Below are 21867 nucleotides of genomic sequence, written 5' to 3' on the forward strand. Positions count from 1 at the left end.
TCGCGCTCGTGATGCCCGACACGAGCCCGCGCGGCGCGGGTGTGCCGGGCGAGACCGATGCGTGGGACTTCGGCGTCGGCGCGGGTTTCTACGTCGATGCGACCGAAGCGCCGTGGTCCACGCATTATCGGATGGAGTCGTACGTGACGGGCGAGCTGCGCGAGCTCGTCGCGGCCGAACTGCCGATCGACGGCGCGCGGCTCGGGATCTTCGGCCACTCGATGGGCGGACACGGCGCGCTGACGCTTGCGTTGCGCCATCCCGGCCTGTACCGGTCGGTGTCGGCGTTCGCGCCGATCGCCGCGCCGACGCGCTGCCCGTGGGGCGAGAAGGCGTTCTCGGGGTATCTCGGCGACGATCGCGACGCGTGGAAGGCACACGACGCGAGCGAGCTCGTTGCGCGCGCCGATGCGCCGAAGTTCGCGGACGGCATCCTGGTCGACCAGGGCCTCGCCGATCAATTCCTCGCGAACCAGCTGAACCCCGACGTGTTCGAAGCCGCGTGCGCGAAGGCCGGCCAGCCGCTGACGCTGCGCCGCCATCCGGGCTACGACCACGGGTACTACTTCATCTCGACGTTCATCGGGGATCATCTTGCGCATCATGCGCGGATTCTCGATTGCACGAATGGCAGTTGACCGACCTTCTGTCGACTGTCGTGTGATTTTCCTCTACTTAATCAACGGAATTGCATATGGCAATCTTTACGCATGTCACTGTGGGCACCAACGATCTGGAACAGGCTCGCACCTTTTATGACGAGATTCTCGGAAAAATCGGGATGAAACGAATCGCGGACCTTGAAGGTAACGGTTCGATCTGGGGAAAGGAAGCGCCATCGTTCTTCGTGCTGAAGCCCGCGAACGGGCAGCCGGCGACGGTGGGCAACGGCGTGACCGTCTCGTTTGAGGCGCCGGATCGCGCCGCGGTGCATGCCTTCCATGACGCTGCGCTGGCCCAAGGTGCCAAGGACGAAGGAGCAGCGGGCCCGCGCGGTTGGGCACCGGACGCATATGCCGCGTACGTTCGCGACCTCGACGGTAACAAGCTCGCCGTCTATTGCTTCCAGGCGGCCTGACATCGGCGGGCGATCCGGCGCGTATAGCTCCCGCGCATGCCGCGGGAGCGCTGTCGGATCCGATCCATGCACCGACCCGTTGCCCCACCACACGCCGGTTTATTCCGCTGCCGCTGTTCGTCACGATGGTATTGAAACAGTATGCCGATGAGCGCACCAGCCTACCAGGAGATCAAGAATTTCATCCTGGCTCGCATCCACGCCGGCGAGTGGGAGGAGGGCGACCAGGTGCCGCCTGAGAACGCGCTGGCGCGCAGGTTCAAGGTTTCGCGCATGACCGTCAACCGCGCGTTGCGCGAGTTGACGGCCGAGCAGGTGATCAAGCGTGTTCAGGGCGCGGGTACGTTCGTGGCGCGATCGAAGTACGAATCGACGCTGGTCGCGATCCGCAGCATCTCGGAGGAGGTGGGTGCGCGCGGGCGTGCGTATCACGCCTGCGTGCTCGGTCTCGAGACGATCCGCGCCGACGAGGCACTCTCCGACGAGATGCAGGTGGCCGTGCGCGCGAAGCTGTTTCATTCGCAGGTGCTGCACTTCGAGAACGACGAGCCGGTGCAGCTCGAAGAACGATGGGTGAATCCGGCGGTCGTGCCGGAATACGCCGAGCAGGATTTCACGAACACGACGCCGAACCTGTACCTGATGCGCGCGGCCCCGCTGCAGCGCGTCGAGTACCGGATCGAAGCGGCGGCCCCGGCGCCGGAGCGGCGCGAGCAGCTGCGGATGGACGACGTCGAGCCGTGTCTGGTTTTACATCGGCGCACCTGGTCGCAGGGCGTCGTCGCCTCGGTGGCGAATCTGTGGCATCCCGGCAGCCGTTATCGCTTCACCGGGCATTTCTGATTCCTATTTGATATTCATTTTCCTTCGGGAGCAGTCGTCATGAAGGCGCTGTCACGTTGGCGGGGTGTCCGCATAACGTGATGGGATGACGAAAGCGAAATCGCTTTATCACACGGCCACCGGTTCCCGGCGTCGGTCAGCAGCCACGCGGTGCGTTGGTACTTTCGGTTCCAGCTCAGCCTGCGCGACATCGAGGAGTTACTGTTCGAGCGCGGCGTAACGGTCGGCTACGAGACGATTCGCCGCTGGTGCGAGAAGTTCGGCACAGGCTTTGCCCGTCGGGTGAAAGCGGCGCGCCGCAAGCCGGATAGCACGTGGCACAGCCACCATCCCACGTGGGAGCGCGAGCGGCGCATGCGCGGCTTTCTCGACCCGAAGTGCACGCAGGTCTTCCTGTCGAGCTTCGGTTCGATCCGACAGCACTTCGCACCGAAACGACATCTGCTGCGCGATTCTCTCTATCGCTAACACCTCGCGACACGGTTTGTCGCATGGCGCGCATTTACCAATGTTGCCCAAACTCCGTCGAATGCTTTCCGAGCACCAGTGCCTTATGCATTTTCACCGCGCAGCGTGCTGATTCTCGTCTATCACCAGTTTGGTCAAGTGCCGCTGGATTCGATGACGGTGCGAGTCGAGACGTTGCTCGACCAACTACGCGCAATCGGCTGCCGTACCGTGCCGTAGTCGGAGTGCATTGCCGACCACCGATGCCGAACTCAGGCTCATTGCCAGCGCAGCGATCAACGGCGAGAGCAGCCAGCCCGTCAGGGGATACAGCACTCCGGCAGCGATGGGGATACCCAGCGCGTTGTAGAGCAAGGCGAACATCAGGTTCTGCTTCATGTTGCGTACTGTGCCCACCGACAGCATGCGCGCGGTTGCAATTCCGCGCAGATCGCCCTTGACCAGCGTGACCTGGGCACTGTTCATGGCAACGTCGGTTCCCGTCCCCATCGCGATGCCTACATTCGCCTTGGCAAGGGCTGGGGCATCGTTGATGCCGTCGCCGGCCATGGCGACAACCCGGCCCTCGTTCTGCAGCCGCTCGATCAGCGTGAGCTTGTCAGCCGGCTTGACTTCGCCGTGGACCTCGTCGATGCCGAGCCGTGCCCCGACCGACTTCGCAGTGGTCAGCCCATCACCGGTGGCCATGATGACCCGCAAGCCAGCGGCTTTGAGGGCGGCCAGCGCATCGGGCGTACTGGCTTTCACCGGGTCGGACACAGCCAGCAGGCCGGCTAGGCGCCCATCCACTGCCAGATACATCACACTCGCGCCTTCACTGCGCAGTGCTTCGGCTTGCGGCACGAGTGCTTCCACCGAGACACCCGACTGCCCCATGAGCACCGTGTTGCCCAGCGCGAGTTGCCGTCCACCCACCTGGCTCCGCACGCCGATGCCGGAGCCGGACTCGAATTGCTCCGGTTTGTCGAGTACCAAACCCTGGGCGCGCGCGGCCTTCACGATGGCATCGGCCAATGGATGTTCGCTACCCTGGTCCAGGCTGGCCGCCAGACGTAGCACTTCTTCTGCCGTGAAGCCGATGGCCGGGACGGCGCGGTCGAAGGCAGGATGCCCTTCGGTCAGCGTGCCGGTCTTGTCGATGACCAGAGTATCGACCCTGCGCAGGTTCTCGATGGCGGCGGCGTCGCGGAACAACACGCCCTGGGTCGCCCCGCGCCCGGTGGCGACCATGATCGACATCGGCGTGGCCAGCCCCAACGCGCAGGGGCAGGCGATGATCAGCACCGACACGGCGTTGATCAGGCCGAACACCCAGGACGGCTGCGGGCCGAAGAAGCCCCAGATGAAGAAAGTGGCGATGGCGATGGCGACGACCACCATCACGAAGTAGCCGGCGACCACGTCGGCCATGCGCTGCATCGGCGCCTTGGAGCGCTGGGCCTGGGCCACCATCTGCACGATTTGCGACAGCACGGTTTCCGAGCCGATGCGCTCGGAGCGCATGACGAGCGTGCCACTGGTGTTGAGCGTTGCGCCGATGACTTTCTCGCCTTCACGCTTAGTGACGGGCAATGGTTCGCCGGTCAGCATGGATTCATCCACCGAGCTTGCGCCCTCGACCACCACCCCATCGACGGGCACTTTCTCGCCAGGGCGCACGCGCAACAGGTCGCCGACGTACACGTGGGTCAATGGCACGTCTTCCTCGCTGCCGTCTGCGCCGATGCGGCGCGCGGTCTTGGGGGCCAGGCCCAGCAGCGACTTGATCGCCGCTGAGGTCTGCGAGCGCGCCTTGAGTTCGAGAACCTGCCCGAGCAGGGTCAGCGAGATGATGACCGCGGCGGCCTCGAAGTAGACGCCGACTCGGCCCATCGACATGAACGATGCAGGAAAGATCCCGGGTGCGGCGGTCGCCACCACGCTGTAGACGATGGCCGCGCCCGTGCCCAGGCCGATCAGCGTCCACATGTTCGGACTGCGGTGGATCACGGACAGCCATCCGCGCGAAAAGAACGGCCAGCCCGCCCACAGCACGATCGGCAGCGAGAGCACCAGTTCCACCCAGCTCTGCGTGGCCATTTCCATTAGGTGCAGGCGTTCGCCGAACATCGCCAGCGCCAGCACCACCAGGGTCAATGGCAGCGTCCACCAGAAGCGCCGCGAGAAATCGCGCAGTTCGGGGTTGTCGTCGTCCAGGTCCGGCAGCAGCGGCTCCAGGGTCATGCCGCAGATGGGGCAACTGCCGGGGTGGTTACGACGAATTTCCGGGTGCATCGGGCAGGTGTAGATCGCGCCGGGAGGAGAAAACTCCGGTGGCTGCACAGAGTTCGCTTTCGATGCTGGCCCACTCTGCGCATGACCGTGGTCTGGTCCATCGTCGTGGCGGCCGTGGTTGGTGCCCTGGCCGCTAAGAGTCGGGGAGTGGGGGTGCGTCGGTGCAGCCGGGACGAGTCTGAGAGTCATGCCACACTTGGGGCACGCTCCGGGGTGATCCTGGCGTACTTCGGGGTGCATCTGGCAGGTGTAGACAGAGCCCGACTCGTGTCGATGATCGAGGCCCAGATGCTCATGAGGATCAGAGGCCGGGCCGCTCGATGGCGCAGCCCCGTGCGGGTGATCCCGTTCGGGCTGTTTTTCCGGGTGCTGGCTCATGACGGTTTCTCCGAATTCTTGTGGGCTGGCATGCAACCTTCGACCTGAAGGGCGGACTGGTTTTTGTTTCCGGTGGGGGGCGGACCCATTTGCGTTAGCCGCAGCAGCAACGCCGATGGCTGCCGGCGGCCGGCGCTTCGTTTGCTTTAGCGGAGGTGGCCACCACATGGGCCGGATAGCCTGCCTGAACCAACGCGGACACCAGCGGATCGCTGCCTTGGGCGAGTTCGCCACCGACACGAACGCGGCCGGTGTCGAGATCAACATCTACATCATTGACTCCCGACAGCGGCTTGAGGGCCGCAGTGACATGTTTGGCGCAGGAGCCGCAGCTCATGCCCTGGACTTCGAGTTCAATGGTGTTCATCGTTAAGGCTCCTATAGAAGAGACAGCTTGGTGATGGGAGGCGTATTCAAGTTGCACTGGACCGCAGCCAACGAGGAACGAACCGTGGCGTGGCCTGCGCGTAGCGCTCGAATTCCGCCCCGAATCGGGCCCGCATCTCGGTTTCCTCCGTCACGGCCAGACGGCCATACATGACCAGCAGAAACGGGAACATCAGCAGGGTGAGCAACGTCGGCCATTGCAGCAGGAAGCCCAGCAGAATCAGCACGAAAGCCACGTACTGGGGGTGGCGGATACGGGCGTAGGGGCCTGCCGCGGCCAGGGTGCCGCGGCGCTGTGCGTGATAGAGCACCTGCCAGGATATGGACAGCAGGTAAAAGCCGTAGACGAGCAAGACGTAGCTGGCGATGTGCAGCACGCCGAAATGCGGATCGCCCTTCTCGCCCAGCAAGGTCGACCACAGGTGGCCGGTGTTGTGGGAGAGCAGATCGAGACCGGGATAGCGAGTCTGTAACCAGCCCGAGAGCAGGTAGATGGTCAGTGGAAATCCGTACATCTCGACGAACAGCGCGACGATAAAAGCGGAAAATGCGCCGAAGGTCCGCCAGTCGCGCGCCGTTGCCGGCTTGAAGAAGCTGAAGGCGAATAGGATGAAGATGGCCGAGTTGAAGAAGACCAGCATCCACAGTCCGTAGGCAGGTTGATCATGGCTCATGGCTGGTCTCCACGCTGATCGCGTGCGTCGGCGTTGGAACCGGCGCCCGGATTCGGTGATTGGGTCGACGTCGTATCAGGCGGTGTGTGGGAGGCATGGTCGTGCCCGCCGTGGCCGTGGTGCATGAAGAGGTGCATCAACGGGCAGGCCGCGAGCAACAGGAAAGGCAGGAACCCGACCACATGGGCGGTGTGCTCCTTGAGCAGGAAGTAGCCCGCGATCGCGCCTAGAACGAGCATGCCGATTCCATAGCGGGAGCGCCAGAAGCGTGGGGAAGATTCATTGCTGCCGTGATCACGGTCCATGATGAATTCCTTTTTCACTTGGTTTGTGAAGACGCCATGCGATCCATCATCATGAGCATCATGGTTTCCGTAATCTCCATGCGCTTCTCCATCAGCTTGGCGCCGGAGAAGTGGGTCGTCAACGTCTCGGAAAAATGCAGCTTGATCTTTGCCGGAGCGGCGACTTCGGCGCCCGCCAGAGGATCAGACGTGAGCAATTTGGGGCGGGCCTGCGCGACGGAACCGAATAGCAGAGCGCTGGCAGTCGTTGCGATGGCGAGGAACAGTGTGCGAATTGAGGGCATGTTCTTTCTCTGGTTATGACCGTTGGAATTGACGGCTTTATGAGTGGTCGAAGGATGTGGATCGTGATGGCAGGGTGTCTCTGCAGGACGCCTACGAAGGCTTCCATAAATGGATGCCTGAGAGCACCATCGGCGCGTCCGGAAGCTCGTTTCGGCCTTGGCCGTCCGCGGGAAAGTGGGCAGCCAAGTGCTGCGTGACCGCCTGCACGCCAGCGACGACTCCGCCCTCATAGTTCGCCTGACTGAAAGAAGCCTCCATCTGCCGGCAGACCTGGGCCCATTCGTGCGAGTTGACCCTGGTGTGAATACCACGGTCAGCCACGATTTCCACCGCTCGATCGGCGAGTAGCAGGTAAATCAGCAGGCCGTTGTTGTGCTCGGTGTCCCAAACATGCAGTTGCGAAAAAACTTCGATTGCCCGCTCTCTTGCGGTCTGCCCTCGAAAAAGCGGCATGCCGTCCAATGCGCCCTCGACTGCAAACCGGATTTCACCGAGGTGCGCCGACTCGCTTGCCTTGATCGCCCGTTCGATCGCGGCCAATGTGCTACGGGGAAAGGTCCGCCTGACCTGCGCCTGAGTCGTCACCAGATGCCTCACGATGCGTTTGATGTTCATGATCACCACCTCCCCGACGCACCACCGCCGCCGAACCCGCCGCCGCCACCGCGGAAACCTCCGCTACCCGACCCGCGTCCCGTTCCTCCGTGGTAGCCCCCCAATCCGTGGCGGCCCATGCCCACACCCAGCAGGGTGACGAACACGGCAATCACGCCGGCTGCCAGCGCCAACGACAGGGCGCCCGCGACGAACCAGGCAATCACCGCGACGGCGCCGCCGGTGACCAGTGCGCCGGCCACCTTCCCCAGGGCGGCGCGCAACACCCTGCCCACGACAAGGGCGAGAAACAACAGAATCGGTACGTACTGACGAACGTCCACAGCGCCCGTGGAGGCTCTCTTGCGCGGCTCCGGCAAGGGCTCCCCATCGACGACGCGGATGATTTGATCGACCCCGGCCACAATGCCGCCATAGAAATCCTGGCTCTCGAATCTGGGAACGATCGTCTCGCTGATAATGCGTTTGCTGGTGAGATCGTTGAGGGCCCCTTCGAGGCCGTACCCCACCTCAATGCGTAACGCGCGGTCATTCTTGGCGACCACCAGGATGGCACCGTCATCGACCTTCTTTCGCCCGAGCTTCCATTGCTCGGCGACGCGCATCCCGAATGGCTCGATGGCTTCTGGTGTTGTCGAATCGACCATCAGCACAGCAAGCTGGCTGCCTTTCCTGGCCTCGAACGCAGTCAGTGTTTGCTCCAGGGCAGCCTTCTGTTGCACGCTGAGCGTGCCGGTCTGGTCGATCACGTGCCCCGTAAGCGGCGGAACCGGCACCTGTGCAACCGCGAAGAGGGACCAGCAGAGCATTGCTGTTGCCAGCAATGCTCTCGCCGTACACCGTACCCTACCTTCTGGCATCATCGTGCCGCTCCTGACGCGCCGCTTTGGGCCGGTGCGGTATCGAAACTCACGGCCGGCGGCTTGGCGATTTCCCCTTCGTTCTCGACGGTAAAGTTGGGCTTTTCCTTGTAACCGAACACCATCGCCGTCAGATTGGATGGGAATGTCCGTGCCGTCACGTTGTAGTCCTGAACAAACTTGATGTAGCGATTGCGTGCCACTGTGATTCGGTTTTCGGTTCCCTCCAACTGTGCAGCCAGGTCCCGAAAGCCCTGATTTGCGCGAAGGTTAGGGTAGTTCTCGGACACCACCATCAAGCGTGACAAAGCACCTCTTAATTCACCCTGGGCAGCCTGGAATTTCTGGAAAGCCGCAGGGTCGTTAATCAGTTCCGGCGTCGCTTGGATTGACGTCGCCTTCGCTCGCGCTTCAATTACCTTGGTCAAGGTGCCCTGCTCAAAATTCGCCTCCCCCTTGACCGTGTTGACGAGATTGGGAACCAGGTCCGCGCGACGTTGGTATTGATTGACTACCTCCGACCAACTCGCCTTGACTTGCTCGTCGTTGGTCTGGAAAGTGTTGTAGCCGCAGCCTGACAGGGTCAGTGCGAAGAGTGCAATTAACGTGATAGCGAGTTTGCGCATAGAGTTCTCCTTAAAGAGGTAATGAGTGAAGAAGTGACGGCGTAACGCATGCTTGCTAAGTGGCGAGCCCAGGCATCTGTCGCAGTGGCCGCGTCACCGCCTTGATGCATGAACCGCAACTCATGCCGTGCACGTCCAAGTCAATCGCTTCCATGTCCTGTCCCTTCAAGGTCGGCGCTGTTCGGTCGAGCGGACTTGGGGGCCCGGTCGCTAGAACCAGATGCGCACGCCCGCAACCCAGCGGGTCTCCTGCGCGCGCTCGCCTGAAGCGCGCACGAAGTCGGCGGTCTTGCCAAAGCTGCCGCTGCGCTCCAGGCCGATGTAGGGCGCGAACTGCCGGCTGAACTCGTAGCGCAGGCGCAGCCCGACCGTGGCGTTTGACAGGCCGCTTCCAATGTCCCGCTCGGGGTCGCTCTTGCCGTAGAGCAGCGCCTCGGTGCGCGGCTGCAGGATGAGCTTCTGTGTCAGAAGCAGGTCGTAGCTCGCGGCCAGCCTCAGCGCGATCCTGCCGCCGTTGCCGACGTAGCCCGTCGCTTCGACATCGAACCAGTACGGCGCCAGTCCCTGGACCCCGAAGGCGAGCCATCCACGATCGGGGCCGATGCCCGTGTCGTAGCGCAGGCCCACGCGCGAGGCCCTGTGAAAGGGAGCGTGCTTTTACCCCGTTGACGACCATGCTAGAAAGGCGCCACTTTCGCTCGCATGACCAATTCATGACATTCATGTAATGAATTGGTCATCCTGGTGGAAGATTCACCCGAGTACATTGATTCGAGGGTCGGTCGCGCAGGGTGAGCAAGTAGATGCGCGAGCGTTCATGGCGTCAGTCACGGAAGAGCGATGAAACTGTTGGTGGTCGAGGACGAGAACAAGACGGCGGACTACGTTCGCCAGGGCCTCATGGAAGCGGGGTTCGTGGTGGACGTGGCACGCAATGGCCTGGACGGCCATCACCAGGCCATGAGCGAACCCTATGATCTGGTCATCCTCGACGTCATGCTGCCCGACGTGGATGGGTGGCGCATCGTGCAGTCGCTGCGCGAGGCGGGCAAGCAGGTTCCGGTGCTGTTCCTGACTGCGCGCGGCGGCGTGGATGACCGCGTCAAGGGCCTGGAACTCGGCGCCGACGACTACCTGGTCAAGCCCTTCGCGTTTTCCGAGCTGCTCGCGCGCGTGCGCACGCTGCTACGCCGCGGCAGCGCGCCCAATCATCCTGATCGCATCCAGATCGCCGATCTGCTGCTCGACCCGCCGCGGCGGCGCGCGACCCGGGCAGGACAGCGCATCAACCTGACCAGCAAGGAGTTCGCCTTGCTCGAACTGCTGGGGCGGCGCCAGGGCGAGGTGCTGCCGCGTTCATTGATCGCTTCGCAGATCTGGGACATGAATTTCGACAGCGACAGCAATGTGATCGATGTCGCCATTCGCCGGCTGCGCGCAAAGATCGACGATGCCTTCGAGCCCAAGCTCATCCATACGGTACGGGGCATGGGCTACACGCTCGATGCCCCCGATGCCGACTAGGGCCTTTCACATCCGTCGCCCGGCATCGCTCGCACTGCGGGTCACAGCCCTGGTCGGCATTGCCACGACGCTGGTGTTCCTGGTCTTCAGTTCGTTGATCGTCCGCGCGTTGGAGCACCACTTTGCCGAGCAGGATGCCGGGGAACTCAGGGCCGTGGCCGATGCTGTCGTCAAGCCGCTGCGCGACGCCAGTACGAATGCCGATGACGGGCTGCTGCGCCGCCGGCTTGCCGGCGCGGTGACGGGCCATCATGGAGTGTTCTACTACGTCGCCGACGCCGCAGGAACCAAGGTCCATGCGGGCGAAGGTCCCGAACTGTCGTCCCTTGTCGCAAGCAGAAGTCCCGCCGGGGCGATCAATGTCCGCGAGCTGACGAGCTGGCAGGAGCGAGGGAAGTCCTACCGTGGCGCGGTGCTTCGTGTGGATGGCGGTGCAGGCCGGAACACAGGCCCCTACACCGTCGCCGTTGCGATGGACATCGACTTCCATCTCTCGTTTCTCGAAGACTTCAAGCGCATGCTCTGGTTGGCCACCTGCGTCGTGCTGTGCATTGCGCTGCTGGTCGCCTGGCTGGCCGTTCAATGGGGGCACCGACCCATCCGCAAGGTCAACGCCCAGATTCGCGCGATCCGCTCATCGCAACTGAACGTGCGGCTGAATCCCCGGGACGTGCCGCTGGAACTGGAAGAACTCGTCGCCTCGTTCAACGACATGCTCGGGCGCATCGAGGACGGATTCGCGCAGTTGGCGAATTTCTCGGCCGACATCGCCCACGAGCTGCGCACCCCGGTCACCAACCTGACCACGCAGACGGAAGTGGCCCTCGGCCAGTCCCGTTCTGCCGATGAGTATCGGGAAGTGCTGTACTCCAATCTGGAGGAGTTTGGGCGCATGGTCCGGATGATCGAGGACATGCTGTTTCTCGCGCAGACGGAGAACGATCCGCACAATCTCCATCGGGTGGAGATGGACCTGGGCGACATGATCAAGGGGCTCTTCGACTACTTCGAGGCCTTCGCGGAGGATCGCAACGTTACCCTTCGTTTGCAGGGGCGGATCGAGCCGATAAAGGCCGATCGCGAGATGCTGCGGCGCGCCTTGACCAATCTGCTGTCCAATGCCATCCGCCACACCCCGCGCGACGCTGCCGTCACCGTGCGACTGAGCCAGGATCAGGGATGCACCACGGTGAGCGTGGAGAATCCGGGCAGCAAGATCGCTGACGAAGATCTGCCCAGACTGTTCGATCGCTTCTACCGTGTCGATCCCTCGCGGCAGCGCAAGAGCGAAGGGGTCGGGCTAGGGCTCGCCATCGTCAAGTCGATCGTCGAGGCGCATGGCGGTGAAGCGCGTGTGGCATCCGACGATGCGATGACCCGGTTCGATATCCTGTTGCCCCGGAGCGCCTGATCCATTGGCTTGTCTGCACGGCGGAGGTAGTGGCGGTATGGCCCTGCCTCGAGTAGCGGCGACCAGAAGTTACTTAACACTTGATTTTACATAAGCTAAACTAGCAATCTTTTGGGGTCGCAAGAAAAATACGTCTCCGAGCCCGATTCAGGCGAACGCGCTCAGCGCGGCCGGAACAATCGCGGCTCCCTCGTTTTGTTGACCGACTCGTTGTCGTTCCGACACTATTCTTAGGCGTTCAACGGCTGCAGCCGCCATCCTGACTTTCCCCGTAGCACCTCAATTTTTGCCTCGCTACGCTGGGCCGCTCTCATCATCGATGCGGAGCCGCCGATGGATCACTGGCGATTGGCTTATCTCGGAATCCGGCAGGTGCCGCGCGAACTGAGCGAATTCGAGCTCGCCACATTCTTCACTTTCTCCAAGCGGGAGCGTGTTGCCATTGATTCACGCCGCACGGATCTCTTTCGGCTCGCGGTCGCACTGCACATCGGCTTTCTACGTATGACCGGCCGGCCCCTTGGCTCGTACAAGCAGATCCCCACGGTTCTCTGGCGACATCTTGGCCGACAGCTGAATGTGAAGCCACCAGACCTCGGCACGCCTCGGCACGCTGCGTTCACTTTACGATGGCAACCTCAAGACGTTATCCGACCACCAGCGCTTTGCTCGGGACACCATTAATTTTCGCGCCGTCGCGGAACATCAACGCCGGTACGTCATCCGTTGGCTCAAAGAACAACTCACCGGCCGCCCGGAACGCGGCCAGTTGACGAACGATCTCAAACGTTGGTTCTACGACCATCGCATCGTGATACCTCCGGAGCGTATGCTCAGGCAGTTTGTCGTCCAAGCCGTACGCGACATCGAGGACCAACTACACGACGCGCTTGAACGTGCCGTCGGCATCGAAATGCTCGAGAGTTGGGCGCGAATTCTCCCTCAACCACACGGTGAACATTCAAGTCTCCAGCGATGGCTGTGGGCCGTTCCGCTTCGCAACTCAACCCATCAGATGAGCGAGATTCTAGACAAGATCAACTTGCTCACGATGCACGATGCGGCAACGCGTTGGCCGATTGAATGCAACGATGCCATGGTGCGCCACTATGCCCGCCGCTGCGCGAGCCGCCCGCCATCGATTAGTAAGCGGATCGAACCGCAGGGTCGACGGATCGAGGCCGCGTGTTTCATGCGGTATTCGCTTTGTACCGCGACTGACCACTTACTCGAGATGCTTCGGCGATGGGTGCTGAAAGTCGTCAACGACACGTCGCGCGAAGTGGATGCCATGCGGACGAAGGCGGCGGATCAACTCCGTGAGTTTGCACTCGCCGTCAAAGCACTGGCCGATGATGAAACCCTCTCGCGAGAACAGCTTGGCGAGAAACTACGTTTGCTCGCTGACGATGTTTTGCAGCCGCATCCCATCAGCCGCCGTAGCCAGATCCGGCAGTGCCTGGTCCGAAAGCGGTATTACGCCCGTAATGTTTTGATTCGAATCGTGCAACTGCCATTCGAGGCCGAAGACGTGCATCCTGTAATCGATGCAATCTCGCTATTACGTGGGTTGTATCGACGTCGTGCTCATCTGCTACCCGACGGGATCAATATCAGGCTTGGGCGAGCATGGCGCGAGGCGATCGATGGCTATGACCGGCTCCGGGCGATGGTGGCTTTCGAATGGGCTACCCTCTTTGCGCTCCGCGTCGCTCTGCGCAACGGCTCGGTGTTTATCAATCACAGCTTCTCGTTCCGAAGCCAGTCACATATGCTGATTTCGACCGAGCAGTGGCTGGCAAAGCGTAACCATCACTACGGACACCTCGGCCTACCACAGGACCCGAACGAATTTCTCGAACCGATCCTTCTACAGCTCGATCAGCGCCTCGCCCTCCTCGACGAAGCTGTGGCGAATGGTTCGATCCGTGTAGATGAGGCTGTTCACCTCGAGCCAATGGCGGCCCAGAACCCAGACACACAAGCCGAGCAACTTCGACGCCAGATCTTCGAAGCGCATCCACCAGGCCAATTTCCCGAGATCATCCTCGAGATCGACAGCGCGACACGGTTCAGCTGGACCCTGCTCGGCCGCGAGCCGCGGTCCCGCACCGAGTTGCTGATGGTCTATTCAGCAATATTGGCTCATGGCACCTCGCTGACGGCTGCTGAAATTTCTCGGATGGTCCCGGAAGTGTCGACTGAGGCGATTCGTCAAATGATGAAGCGTCTCGCGGACGAACGGATGCTGCGTTCAGCCGCCGACGCTGTCCTCGAATTCATGCATGAGCACCCGATCGCTGCAAACTGGGGACGAGCGGATCTAGCATCATCTGACATGATGTCGCTGGAAACAACTCGGACAATCTGGCGCGCGCGTGCGGATCCTCCTCGCCGTACGGCATCCATTGGGATGTACACCCACGTGCTCGATCGTTGGGGCATTTTCTACGACCAGCCTATCATCCTGAACGAGCGGCAGGCCGGCGCAGCAATCGAGGGCGTCGTCCGGCAAAGCGCGACGAAGGACATCGCACAGCTTGCAGTCGACACCCATGGATATACCGACTTCGCAATGGGCATTTCCCGGGCGCTTGGCTTCGATTTGTGCCCTCGCCTGTCACACCTTCGCGACCGCCGCCTCCACGTGCCTCGCAGTCAGACGATACCCGCGCGGCTTGCAGGAATCACGGATCGAGACGTCCGACTTGGGCTCATCGTTGATGTGTGGGACGAGTTCGTGAGGGTCGCGGCGTCTATCCGCTCTGGCCAATGTACGGCCGTCGAGGCGATTGCCAGATTCGGCTCGGCTGCCCGAGGGCAGGCTGTGTACGATGGCGGTGTTCATATCGGCCGCTTGTTCAGAAGCATCTTTTTGATCGACTACTTCACCAATGCTGTGTTTCGGTCAGAGTTGCAACACGCGCTGAATCGAGGAGAGGCGGTGCATACCGTGCAGCGCGCAATTCATATCGGTCGCATTCCGGTAGAGCTTGCGCGGCGCCAAGAATCGCTCGCCGCGGTGTCATCGGCGTTGACCCTGCTCTCGAACATCTTGATGGCGTGGAACACCACCCACATGCAACGCGCCCTCGAAAGTATCGAAGCTGATCGAGATCAACCGATCGAAGCGGACCATTTGCGGCGAATCGCTCCCACTCATATGGAAGGTATCAACTTGCGCGGCACCTTCAATTTCCCAGTGGCGCTCTATGCGAAGCGGATCCTGCCGAGTACCGCGGCCGACAACGCCATCGAATCAACCCGTCAGCGAGCCTAACAAGGCGGCCTTTCGGGCCTGCTTGCCCAGCTGACGATGGTGGAATTGCGGGCCGACATAACCTGCTGACAATGACCAGCGACCTTCAAGCAAGGGAGGGTAGACAGTATCCCTTTGATTTATATGGACATTTATTTGGGGCTGAAAGGCAAAGCCTTACTGGGCCTAAAGGCGGCTGACCGGAAAAATGCGTGGAAATCAAGGGCACCCCGGATAGGCCGCAATGCAAAAAGTTCTCGGTGACAATATGAACGACGCCAAGGTTGAGACGCCAGACGCTTCCGCAGTCGAGGCGGAAATACTGGAAGAGGATGTGCCATATTCCGTTAAGCGGACTCGCAGAATATCAGACATGATCGACTATGCGGTCAGCCTCATTTCTGGCGAGTGGCTGCTGAGTTCAGTCGGGCTGTCGAATGGAGGGAGTGTAATCGTACTGCGTGCGCTTTTTGTGGCGCTATGGGTATTGCTATTGGTGATGCCAGCAAGCCTCGCAGTGAAAGATCTGCTCGATCCCGCGAGAGGAGGCACGTTTGACGGTAATAGACTGATCCAGTATATGGCACATCACCTCACGGCGGCGGCCGTTGTATTCGGTTCGGTTTACACGGCGCTCTATGCAAGGTTCGCGGCACAATGGCGGTACCTTGCCGACGTCTATAACAAGATAAAGGAAGCCGAGGTCAAGTATTCGACGCAACCGGACGCTGCGGAACGACTTGCGGAATGGAAGGCCGGATTTGCAGAAGATGCGGAAGAACTGCATCTCGCGACCAAGAAAATCTTCGCGCAAGTTATACGGACTTGGCTCGTCAGGCCTGAGGTGAAGAACGCATTTGTAAGATACACCGAGGGTGGAGAATCTCGTTATCAGAAGTTGATGAAGAACGTCTTGTGGGCAGTGCGTATCGACGCCGAGAATCCATATCGGAGGCGTCGTCCGTCGGGAGACTAACAGGAAAACTCAGGGGATCATCAATGAAACCCGATCCGGTAATGCTCAAATGCGACGCTTGCGGCAGGCTCTTTCAATTTGGACCACATCGTTACGAAGGTAAGGCCGTTCCGACGTACAGAATCACCGTTTGCCGCATGTGCTGGGACGCGAATTGGGACGGATGGGCACGGCACCTCGAAGAGAAAGTTACGGCCAAATTGCGCGATGAAGGTGTTCCGCTACCGCCCCGCAACACGAACGGACTTTTACGGCGCGAATAGGAAAACAGACAATGAATATGAGTCGAATTGCAGCCCTGTCGCTCAATTTGTGGACGCGCGTGCGCGCGACGCTGGCTGAACGCAGCGAGCTGCAGGGCCTGAGCGGGCCGCGCTGGCGCGCCGCGCGCGCGCTGTTGCTGGTGATGGGGGATGGCGGCCTGCGGATCGCCGAGGCGGCCGCCGCCGCGCGCACGGCACTTGTCTGGATGCCGGCCGACGACGACAGTAAGCGTGCGATTCGTACCGTGGTGGCAGGAGTTGACGGACGGAGATGTTCGGTTCAGTGAACCGGCGTGGTGCGAGCGGTGGCCGGCAGCAGCGGCATGACGTTCCACGGCAGCAGTTCGCCAATGCGGTTAATCGGATGATCGGCAATGCGGTCGATGACGTGATGCAGGTAGGCCTCGGGATCGATCCCGTTCAGGCGCGCAGAACCGATGAGGCTGTACATCGCGGCCGCGCGGTCGCCGCCGGAATCGGCGCCGGCGAACAGATAGTTCCGGCGTCCGATGGCCACCCCGCGCAGCGCGCGTTCGGCCGGCAGGTTATCGATCTCCACTCGACCGTCGCTGCAGTAGTAGACGAGCGCGGGCCAGCGGTTCAGGGCGTACTGAATCGCTTTGCTGGTATCCGATTTCCCCGACAGCGTCTGGAGCGTGGCTTCGAACCACTGCTTCAAGCTGTCGAGCAGCGGCACGGCGTGCGCCTGGCGGATGCGTCGACGCTCATCAGGTGGTTTGCCGCGTATCTGCGCCTCGATCTGGTACAGCGCGCCGATGCGCTCGAGCGCTTCAGTCGTGATCGGCGACTTCCTCGCGACATGCAGGTCGTGCAGCTTACGTCGGGCGTGCGCCATGCAGGCCGCTTCCTCGATCCGCCCACTCTTGTAGAGCTCGGCGTAGCCGGTGTTGAAGTCCGTTAATTCTGCTACTGGGTGCACTAATTGCGCTAACGTCGTCTATGCCGAAGTGCTTCGGGCCGATTGGCGACATTCGCTGATGTTCGAGAGAGAGCGATCTCGCGGCCGGTCGCCCGAGCGGCGGCCGTCTGTCTTTGGACGTCGTCCACGAGGTGACAGGTTCGGGCAGAAAGCATTGCCGAAGCTTGTAGATCGTGGGCCGGAGTTCCCCTTCCGTCCGCTTTGCGCATGATGATGTCGATTGTCGAGGTCGTTCAATCCACGTTAGTACAATTGACGGGCAAAAAATTGGTATTAGCAGAATTAGCGGGAAAGCTTTACGCGAAGTGTTGTGAAGTCGCAACAATTGGCGGCGAAGGAAATTCGACAATTATGCTGAAAAATCAATAGTATAGAAGAGTCCGCCATTAGCAAGCTGATTGGACATGGTTAGCAAAATTAACGGACCTCAACAATTACCCTGTGCTCGGTCTCATTATTCCGAAGATGGTAAACCGATCCGAGGCATCTTCCGGATCTGACCGAGACCGAGCGCCGACATTTCGCGCGGCTGTCGCCGGATGCGTTCCGCCACACGTTCGGTACCCAGTCGGTGGCCACCGAAGTGCCGCTCGACGTCGTGCAGCAGCTGCTCGGCCACGCGTCGCTGAAGACCACCTCGATGTACGTGACGGCCGAACAGAGGATGCGCTGGCGCGAGCTCGCGAAATACCACGCGCGACTCGCGGCAGAAGACTGAAGACGCCGCGCCGGCGCAGAACCCACATCTCTACTTCTTACCGGCGAAACGTAGATCCGCGTGAAGTCCTTGAACTGCGGCCCAATCCAACACGACTCGGTGAAGCACCGTTGCGTAATCCTCATCCGGACCGTGCAAGGCAACCGGATCATCCTGCTCTCCAGCCAAGAGATCTTGGAGCAATGTTTGCACCTTCGAACCAAGCTCCGCATCATCTGCAACGTTGATGTAAGCGTTCAACGGCTTGTCTTTAGACGCTTCGTCGCCGCCCAGGAAGCGTTCGAAGTCCGGAATGCTGACTCGGTGCCGCACCGTCATCCCTTCGGCACGCGCCCGTTGAACCGCCTCGTGAATCTTGCTGTTTTCTGACCACATACCGTTCGCGCTGCCATCCTTCCGGAAAGGCGAGTCGGAGTCGTGGACAATCCCGAAATCGATCTTGAAATGACGGAGGATGTTGATCAGCGGCACCAGAATTGCCTTGCCCCGAGCGCGAACGATGGTCACACGATCGACAAGTTCGTGCTCTCTCTCGACAATTGACGCTATAAACGCGGCATGCTCTGTGTCGCCTTCGACGAGGATCGGGTAGGAGCCGAAGAAGATCTCCGCCAAGCTCGGGTCAATATGCTGTAGCGCCTGTAGGCGACGTTTTGCATCGCCCTCGAACTCGATCGAATCCGAGCGGTATGTCCTTGGGGTGATGTGCGTGTCATGCGGATCGGTGGCCCTCTCGAGTCGAACGATTGTTGTGTGATCGACGAGCGGATTGACGAAATACGGCGAATGCGTTGTGAGCATCACCTGCCAGTCAGCGCTTTCCGCTAGTCTGTATAGGTGGCGTTGGGCCGCCCGAGCTGCCAACGGATGAAGAGCATTTTCCGGCTCATCGATCAATAGCAAATAGCCCGGGAAAGCAGGGTCATCCGGGCTCTCCGGAATGGCACCACCGGCATCGAAAGCGGCGATGCGGGCATCGATCTCGGCCAGTTGTTGTGGATCCGCGTCGGCCTTCTTCTGAGCCTTGACGACTTCCGCTCGCTCTTTGTCGAGCTTCTTGCGATATGCCTCACGCAGTTCCTTGTCACGGGTGAGTTCATTGTGGACCTGCAGCATGGCCCAAAACAGCGCTCGACGAGCTCCAGTTCCCTGCTGAACCAATGCCGTATCGTGTTTCCCGTCGCGAATCCGCAGCCCGGACCCCTCCTTAACGAGTCCGTCGATCTTGGGCGCCCAGGGCGCTGTCGCCACGTTGAGCCGGACGTCGAGATTGGGGAAGACGCCTTTGAAGCCGGCCGATACCTGGCTGGCGATTTGATTGAAATGCTCTTCATGGGCCGAGCTCAAGGAGTCAATCTGGGCAATCACATCACCCAGGGCTTTCCCCAGCGCAGACTCAGCACTCGTTCGCTCTTTCGCGATCATTGAAAGCAAGGGGGTGAGAGCCAAGGTCAACAGAAGTTTTTCGGTGGTTTCCGCATCGTCAAGCGACCCAATGCGAAGCACGCGCGGCAATCGCGAATTGAAGACCGGATCGGCGCCGGCCGCCTTGCCGTCCTCTGCCCAATCATTGACTTCTGGATCCCAGGTGGTCCTCACCCTCTCGAATTCAGGCGCCTTCCACTGCCAGCGGCTCCTGACGATCAGCAAACCATCCCTTTCGATTTTCCATTTTTCGTGTACGTTGCCGATACCCTCGGGGATGTGGGCTTCAATCTCTATCTCAGACGCCTGCTCAGGAGCTGCCGCCTGGCATCTATCCCGGCCAATGCTGAAGGTCTGCGTCCCTTTGGCAAGCTCGTACGCGCGTAGTACCGTCGATTTGCCAGAGTTATTTCGCCCGACGAGGCAGACGATGTCGTCAAGCTCGATCGTCACCCCCTCATTGCCAATGCAGCCGATATTGCGAACCGTCATTCGAACTAGCGTTGATCGTTTGGTCATTTTGCGCTCCGTTTCCTTGACGTCATTGCGCTTCGCCATCCAGTGTGCTGGACGATCGCTCAATCTGAGTTCCGCGATGACGGCGAATCCACGCCACGCTCTCGGCGGAAACAGCTCCACTGGGGGGACCGTACGGTGGCTACAAGCTCACCGTCCGTAAGCCCCCCTCGGCAACTTTGCGGCAAGCGAGATCCGACAGGTACTGGTGGTGCGTGAAAACCAGCACCTGATTTCCCATCGAGAAGTGCGCGAATGCCTCCGGAATAAGTCCAGCGCGAGCGGCTCTGCGGTGAGCAGAGAATTTTCCGTAAGATGAATGCCTCCCGGACGGAATTCGAAGTCTAGGAGGGAATTGACAAATTTAATACCGACAAATGCGAATTGACACTTTCATTGCGCTTCGACTGAAAGCAAAAGTGTCAATACGATCCCGCTGGGTGCCGTCGTTATAGATTGGGGTGGTGACAGATTTATTGCGGTCTACGATGACAGGCGTTGGCCAATGCTTGGCGGAGAACTTCAGTCGAGCCCTTTAATTTTCGGAGTTGCTGCCGCCAGTGGCCAAGTCGAGTGTTGCAGACGCATAACATCATCAAGCTTGGCGACCGATTAACGCAGCCCTCCTTTCGTCAGACGATTAATTGTCCTACTGTTACTTGTGCCTGTCCGCCCGGGCAAGAGGGTAGAGAAGGATGTGGCTCCAGGTCGCAAGGTCTCCGTCGCCCGCACTATTCGTCCTGTGGCGCGTAACCCATGAGGCCGATTCCGGCTCGGCAGGCGATCGGCTGATCGATGCGATCCTCACGCGTCCGGTGCTGCTGCGGATCAGCCAGGCGATCCTGCGCGCGCCGCTCGACGGCCGCGCGTTGTCGGCGATCGAGGTGATTACCGATTCGACGAGGAGGAAGCGACGTGAATCGTGTCTTCACGCTCGACAGCCCGAGCGGCGACGATCTGAAATTCCACCGGCTCGACGGCGAGGAAGCGCTCGGCCGCCTGTTCGAATACCGGATCGAGGCGCTCGCCGACAGTCACAGCCTGTCGCTGAAGGACCTGCTCGGCAAACCCGTGACAGTCCGGATCGAGCAGCAGGATCATTCGACGCGCTACCTGAACGGCGTCGTCGCGCGCCGGCCGGCGCGCGGAGCGCTACTACGGCTACGCGCTGGTCGTGCGCCCGTGGCTGTGGCTCGTGACGCGCCGCTCGGACTGCCGGATCTTCCAGAACAAGACCGTACCCGAGATCGTGCAGGACGTGCTCGCGCCATTCGGGTTTCCGATCGAGAACCGGCTGACGGAGTCGTATGCGCCGCGCGACTACTGCGTGCAGTACGAGGAGACCGACGAGGCATTCGTGTCGCGCCTGATGGAGTTCAAAGGGATCTACTACTACTTCCGGCACGCGGCGCAATCGCACACGCTGATGCTGTGCGACGCGATGTCGTCGCATGTGGCGCTGCCCGGCTACGCGACGATTCCGTTCATTGCGCCCGACCGCACCGCGATCGCCGACGAGGAGCACGTCGACGGCTGGCTGCCCGCGCAGGAAGTGAGCATCGGCAAGCACCAGACCAGCGACTACGACTACACGAAGCCGCGCGCGGACCTGTCCGCGCAGCAGGTCGACCCGCGCGGCCACGGCCACGACGGCTTCGCGTCGTTCGAATGCTGCAACGTCATCCGGAGGCCGTGCGCGTCGTGCAGGGCCGTTACGCGATGGCGAGCGTGCCGTGCGAACTGCTTCTGACGGCGGAATCCAGCGAGCGCGGCGCGAGCGGCGAGTTCCGGCGCCTGTTCGTGATGTTGAGCGAGACGATCGAAGGCGGCCATTCGGCGCGGCTCGAGGCATTGCGGGTGGCCGCGCTGAAGGTGGCGGAGCGCGAGCAGTGGTTCGACCAGTGTGTCATCGTGCACCTGATCGCCGGCGCCGCGTATCTGAAATGGCGTGATGCGGCTCGTCGTCGAATGGATGGTGTCGCAGATGAGTGCGTTCGATCGACGGCGTGGCGCGCTCAGCGAGAAGGTCGCTGCGTTGCGCG

At 61.1% G+C, this 21867-nt stretch carries 16 protein-coding genes and 7 pseudogenes; 12 read left to right on the forward strand and 11 right to left on the reverse strand.

All coding sequences use genetic code 11. The features are described from left to right. From fghA to GD429_RS42170, 4 genes and pseudogenes are all read left to right on the forward strand, one after another. Window positions 1–638, forward strand: a 638-nt coding sequence (gene fghA / locus GD429_RS32740; RefSeq protein ID WP_152863370.1) for an S-formylglutathione hydrolase, incomplete at its 5' end; no start/stop codon positions are given. 56 nt (window positions 639–694) lie between these two features. Then, a complete protein-coding gene (locus GD429_RS32745) occupies window positions 695–1078 on the forward strand; it encodes a VOC family protein (protein WP_152863372.1) in 384 nt (127 codons plus the stop codon). A 147-nt stretch (window positions 1079–1225) separates the two neighbouring features. Beyond that, window positions 1226–1921, forward strand: coding sequence for a histidine utilization repressor (gene hutC / locus GD429_RS32750; RefSeq protein WP_152863374.1), 696 nt, complete (start codon window positions 1226–1228; stop codon window positions 1919–1921). An 85-nt stretch (window positions 1922–2006) separates the two neighbouring features. Further along, window positions 2007–2455: pseudogene (locus GD429_RS42170) on the forward strand (hypothetical protein); the annotation flags it as partial. Window positions 2456–2575: 120 nt separating this feature from the next. On the opposite strand, the gene GD429_RS32760 reads toward GD429_RS42170, so the two are convergent. The 9 genes and pseudogenes from GD429_RS32760 to GD429_RS32800 all read right to left on the reverse strand — a co-directional run. After that, window positions 2576–5041 carry a copper-transporting P-type ATPase gene (locus tag GD429_RS32760; protein WP_227791869.1) on the reverse strand — a complete coding sequence of 822 codons (2466 nt, stop codon included), beginning with the start codon at window positions 5039–5041 and terminating at the stop codon, window positions 2576–2578. A gap of 94 nt (window positions 5042–5135) precedes the next feature. Then, the gene (locus GD429_RS32765; RefSeq protein WP_152863376.1) at window positions 5136–5408 is read right to left on the reverse strand and encodes a heavy-metal-associated domain-containing protein; all 273 of its coding nucleotides are present in this window, start codon (window positions 5406–5408) and stop codon (window positions 5136–5138) included. Window positions 5409–5454: 46 nt separating this feature from the next. After that, window positions 5455–6102, reverse strand: a complete 648-nt coding sequence (locus GD429_RS32770) for a methyltransferase family protein (protein ID WP_152863378.1) — start codon at window positions 6100–6102, stop codon at window positions 5455–5457. Further along, window positions 6099–6407, reverse strand: a complete 309-nt coding sequence (locus GD429_RS32775) for a DUF2933 domain-containing protein (protein ID WP_152863380.1) — start codon at window positions 6405–6407, stop codon at window positions 6099–6101. The genes GD429_RS32770 and GD429_RS32775 overlap by 4 nt, the downstream gene beginning before the upstream one ends. Before the next feature lie 14 nt (window positions 6408–6421). Further along, on the reverse strand, window positions 6422–6691 hold the full coding sequence (locus GD429_RS32780) for a copper resistance protein CopC (protein ID WP_193727262.1): 270 nt from the start codon (window positions 6689–6691) through the stop codon (window positions 6422–6424). 91 nt (window positions 6692–6782) lie between these two features. Next, complete coding sequence (locus tag GD429_RS32785; RefSeq protein WP_152863382.1) at window positions 6783–7307, reverse strand: TPM domain-containing protein; 525 nt, start codon at window positions 7305–7307, stop codon at window positions 6783–6785. A gap of 2 nt (window positions 7308–7309) precedes the next feature. Continuing rightward, window positions 7310–8116: a TPM domain-containing protein gene (locus GD429_RS32790; RefSeq protein ID WP_152863384.1), complete on the reverse strand. Its 807-nt coding sequence runs from the start codon at window positions 8114–8116 to the stop codon at window positions 7310–7312. 50 nt (window positions 8117–8166) lie between these two features. Beyond that, the gene (locus GD429_RS32795) at window positions 8167–8793 is read right to left on the reverse strand and encodes a LemA family protein (RefSeq protein WP_152863386.1); all 627 of its coding nucleotides are present in this window, start codon (window positions 8791–8793) and stop codon (window positions 8167–8169) included. Window positions 8794–9003: 210 nt separating this feature from the next. Continuing rightward, a pseudogene (locus GD429_RS32800) lies at window positions 9004–9417 on the reverse strand (copper resistance protein B); the annotation flags it as partial. 216 nt (window positions 9418–9633) lie between these two features. On the opposite strand from GD429_RS32800, the gene GD429_RS32805 reads away from it, so the two are divergent. The 5 genes and pseudogenes from GD429_RS32805 (at window position 9634) to GD429_RS32825 (ending at window position 16513) form a co-directional block, all read left to right on the forward strand. Beyond that, a complete protein-coding gene (locus GD429_RS32805; protein WP_152863388.1) occupies window positions 9634–10317 on the forward strand; it encodes a heavy metal response regulator transcription factor in 684 nt (227 codons plus the stop codon). Continuing rightward, window positions 10307–11728 carry a Cu(+)/Ag(+) sensor histidine kinase gene (locus GD429_RS32810; protein ID WP_152863390.1) on the forward strand — a complete coding sequence of 474 codons (1422 nt, stop codon included), beginning with the start codon at window positions 10307–10309 and terminating at the stop codon, window positions 11726–11728. Before GD429_RS32805 ends, GD429_RS32810 begins: the two co-directional genes overlap by 11 nt. 333 nt (window positions 11729–12061) lie before the next feature. After that, window positions 12062–15008 (forward strand): annotated as a pseudogene (locus GD429_RS32815) (Tn3 family transposase). A 223-nt stretch (window positions 15009–15231) separates the two neighbouring features. Continuing rightward, window positions 15232–15963, forward strand: a complete 732-nt coding sequence (locus tag GD429_RS32820; protein WP_152863392.1) for a hypothetical protein — start codon at window positions 15232–15234, stop codon at window positions 15961–15963. A 280-nt stretch (window positions 15964–16243) separates the two neighbouring features. Continuing rightward, window positions 16244–16513, forward strand: coding sequence for a hypothetical protein (locus GD429_RS32825; RefSeq protein WP_321575057.1), 270 nt, complete (start codon window positions 16244–16246; stop codon window positions 16511–16513). Here the strand turns inward: GD429_RS32825 and tnpC are convergent. Further along, window positions 16507–17163, reverse strand: a pseudogene (gene tnpC / locus GD429_RS32830) (IS66 family transposase); the annotation flags it as partial. The gene GD429_RS32825 and the pseudogene tnpC sit on opposite strands and share 7 nt — an antisense overlap. Window positions 17164–17653: 490 nt before the next feature. Between tnpC and GD429_RS32835 the strand changes: the two are divergent. Next, window positions 17654–17884, forward strand: a pseudogene (locus GD429_RS32835) (tyrosine-type recombinase/integrase); the annotation flags it as partial. A gap of 30 nt (window positions 17885–17914) precedes the next feature. Here the strand turns inward: GD429_RS32835 and GD429_RS32840 are convergent. Beyond that, complete coding sequence (locus tag GD429_RS32840; RefSeq protein ID WP_227791877.1) at window positions 17915–19867, reverse strand: ATP-dependent nuclease; 1953 nt, start codon at window positions 19865–19867, stop codon at window positions 17915–17917. Between the two features lie 873 nt (window positions 19868–20740). Here GD429_RS32840 and tssI point away from each other — a divergent pair. Both tssI and GD429_RS32850 read left to right on the forward strand, forming a co-directional pair. Further along, a pseudogene (gene tssI / locus GD429_RS32845) lies at window positions 20741–21494 on the forward strand (type VI secretion system tip protein TssI/VgrG); the annotation flags it as partial. Continuing rightward, window positions 21464–21787, forward strand: a pseudogene (locus GD429_RS32850) (hypothetical protein); the annotation flags it as partial. The pseudogenes tssI and GD429_RS32850, both read left to right, overlap by 31 nt. Between the last annotated feature and the right edge of the window lie 80 nt (window positions 21788–21867).

The organism is Burkholderia sp. BE17 (genome assembly GCF_009362305.1).
Taxonomy (GTDB): Bacteria; Pseudomonadota; Gammaproteobacteria; order Burkholderiales; family Burkholderiaceae; genus Burkholderia; species Burkholderia pyrrocinia_C.

Bases quoted from the DNA above. Each gene is read 5' to 3' on its own strand.
- GD429_RS32745 (WP_152863372.1), top strand. From the start codon at position 695: ATGGCAATCTTTACGCATGTCACTGTGGGCACCAACGATCTGGAACAG.
- hutC (WP_152863374.1), top strand. From the start codon at position 1,226: ATGAGCGCACCAGCCTACCAGGAGATCAAGAATTTCATCCTGGCTCGC.
- GD429_RS32760 (WP_227791869.1), bottom strand. From the start codon at position 5,041: ATGAGCCAGCACCCGGAAAAACAGCCCGAACGGGATCACCCGCACGGG.
- GD429_RS32765 (WP_152863376.1), bottom strand. From the start codon at position 5,408: ATGAACACCATTGAACTCGAAGTCCAGGGCATGAGCTGCGGCTCCTGC.
- GD429_RS32770 (WP_152863378.1), bottom strand. From the start codon at position 6,102: ATGAGCCATGATCAACCTGCCTACGGACTGTGGATGCTGGTCTTCTTC.
- GD429_RS32775 (WP_152863380.1), bottom strand. From the start codon at position 6,407: ATGGACCGTGATCACGGCAGCAATGAATCTTCCCCACGCTTCTGGCGC.
- GD429_RS32780 (WP_193727262.1), bottom strand. From the start codon at position 6,691: ATGCCCTCAATTCGCACACTGTTCCTCGCCATCGCAACGACTGCCAGC.
- GD429_RS32785 (WP_152863382.1), bottom strand. From the start codon at position 7,307: ATGAACATCAAACGCATCGTGAGGCATCTGGTGACGACTCAGGCGCAG.
- GD429_RS32790 (WP_152863384.1), bottom strand. From the start codon at position 8,116: ATGCTCTGCTGGTCCCTCTTCGCGGTTGCACAGGTGCCGGTTCCGCCG.
- GD429_RS32795 (WP_152863386.1), bottom strand. From the start codon at position 8,793: ATGCGCAAACTCGCTATCACGTTAATTGCACTCTTCGCACTGACCCTG.
- GD429_RS32805 (WP_152863388.1), top strand. From the start codon at position 9,634: ATGAAACTGTTGGTGGTCGAGGACGAGAACAAGACGGCGGACTACGTT.
- GD429_RS32810 (WP_152863390.1), top strand. From the start codon at position 10,307: ATGCCGACTAGGGCCTTTCACATCCGTCGCCCGGCATCGCTCGCACTG.
- GD429_RS32820 (WP_152863392.1), top strand. From the start codon at position 15,232: ATGCAAAAAGTTCTCGGTGACAATATGAACGACGCCAAGGTTGAGACG.
- GD429_RS32825 (WP_321575057.1), top strand. From the start codon at position 16,244: ATGAGTCGAATTGCAGCCCTGTCGCTCAATTTGTGGACGCGCGTGCGC.
- GD429_RS32840 (WP_227791877.1), bottom strand. From the start codon at position 19,867: ATGGCGAAGCGCAATGACGTCAAGGAAACGGAGCGCAAAATGACCAAA.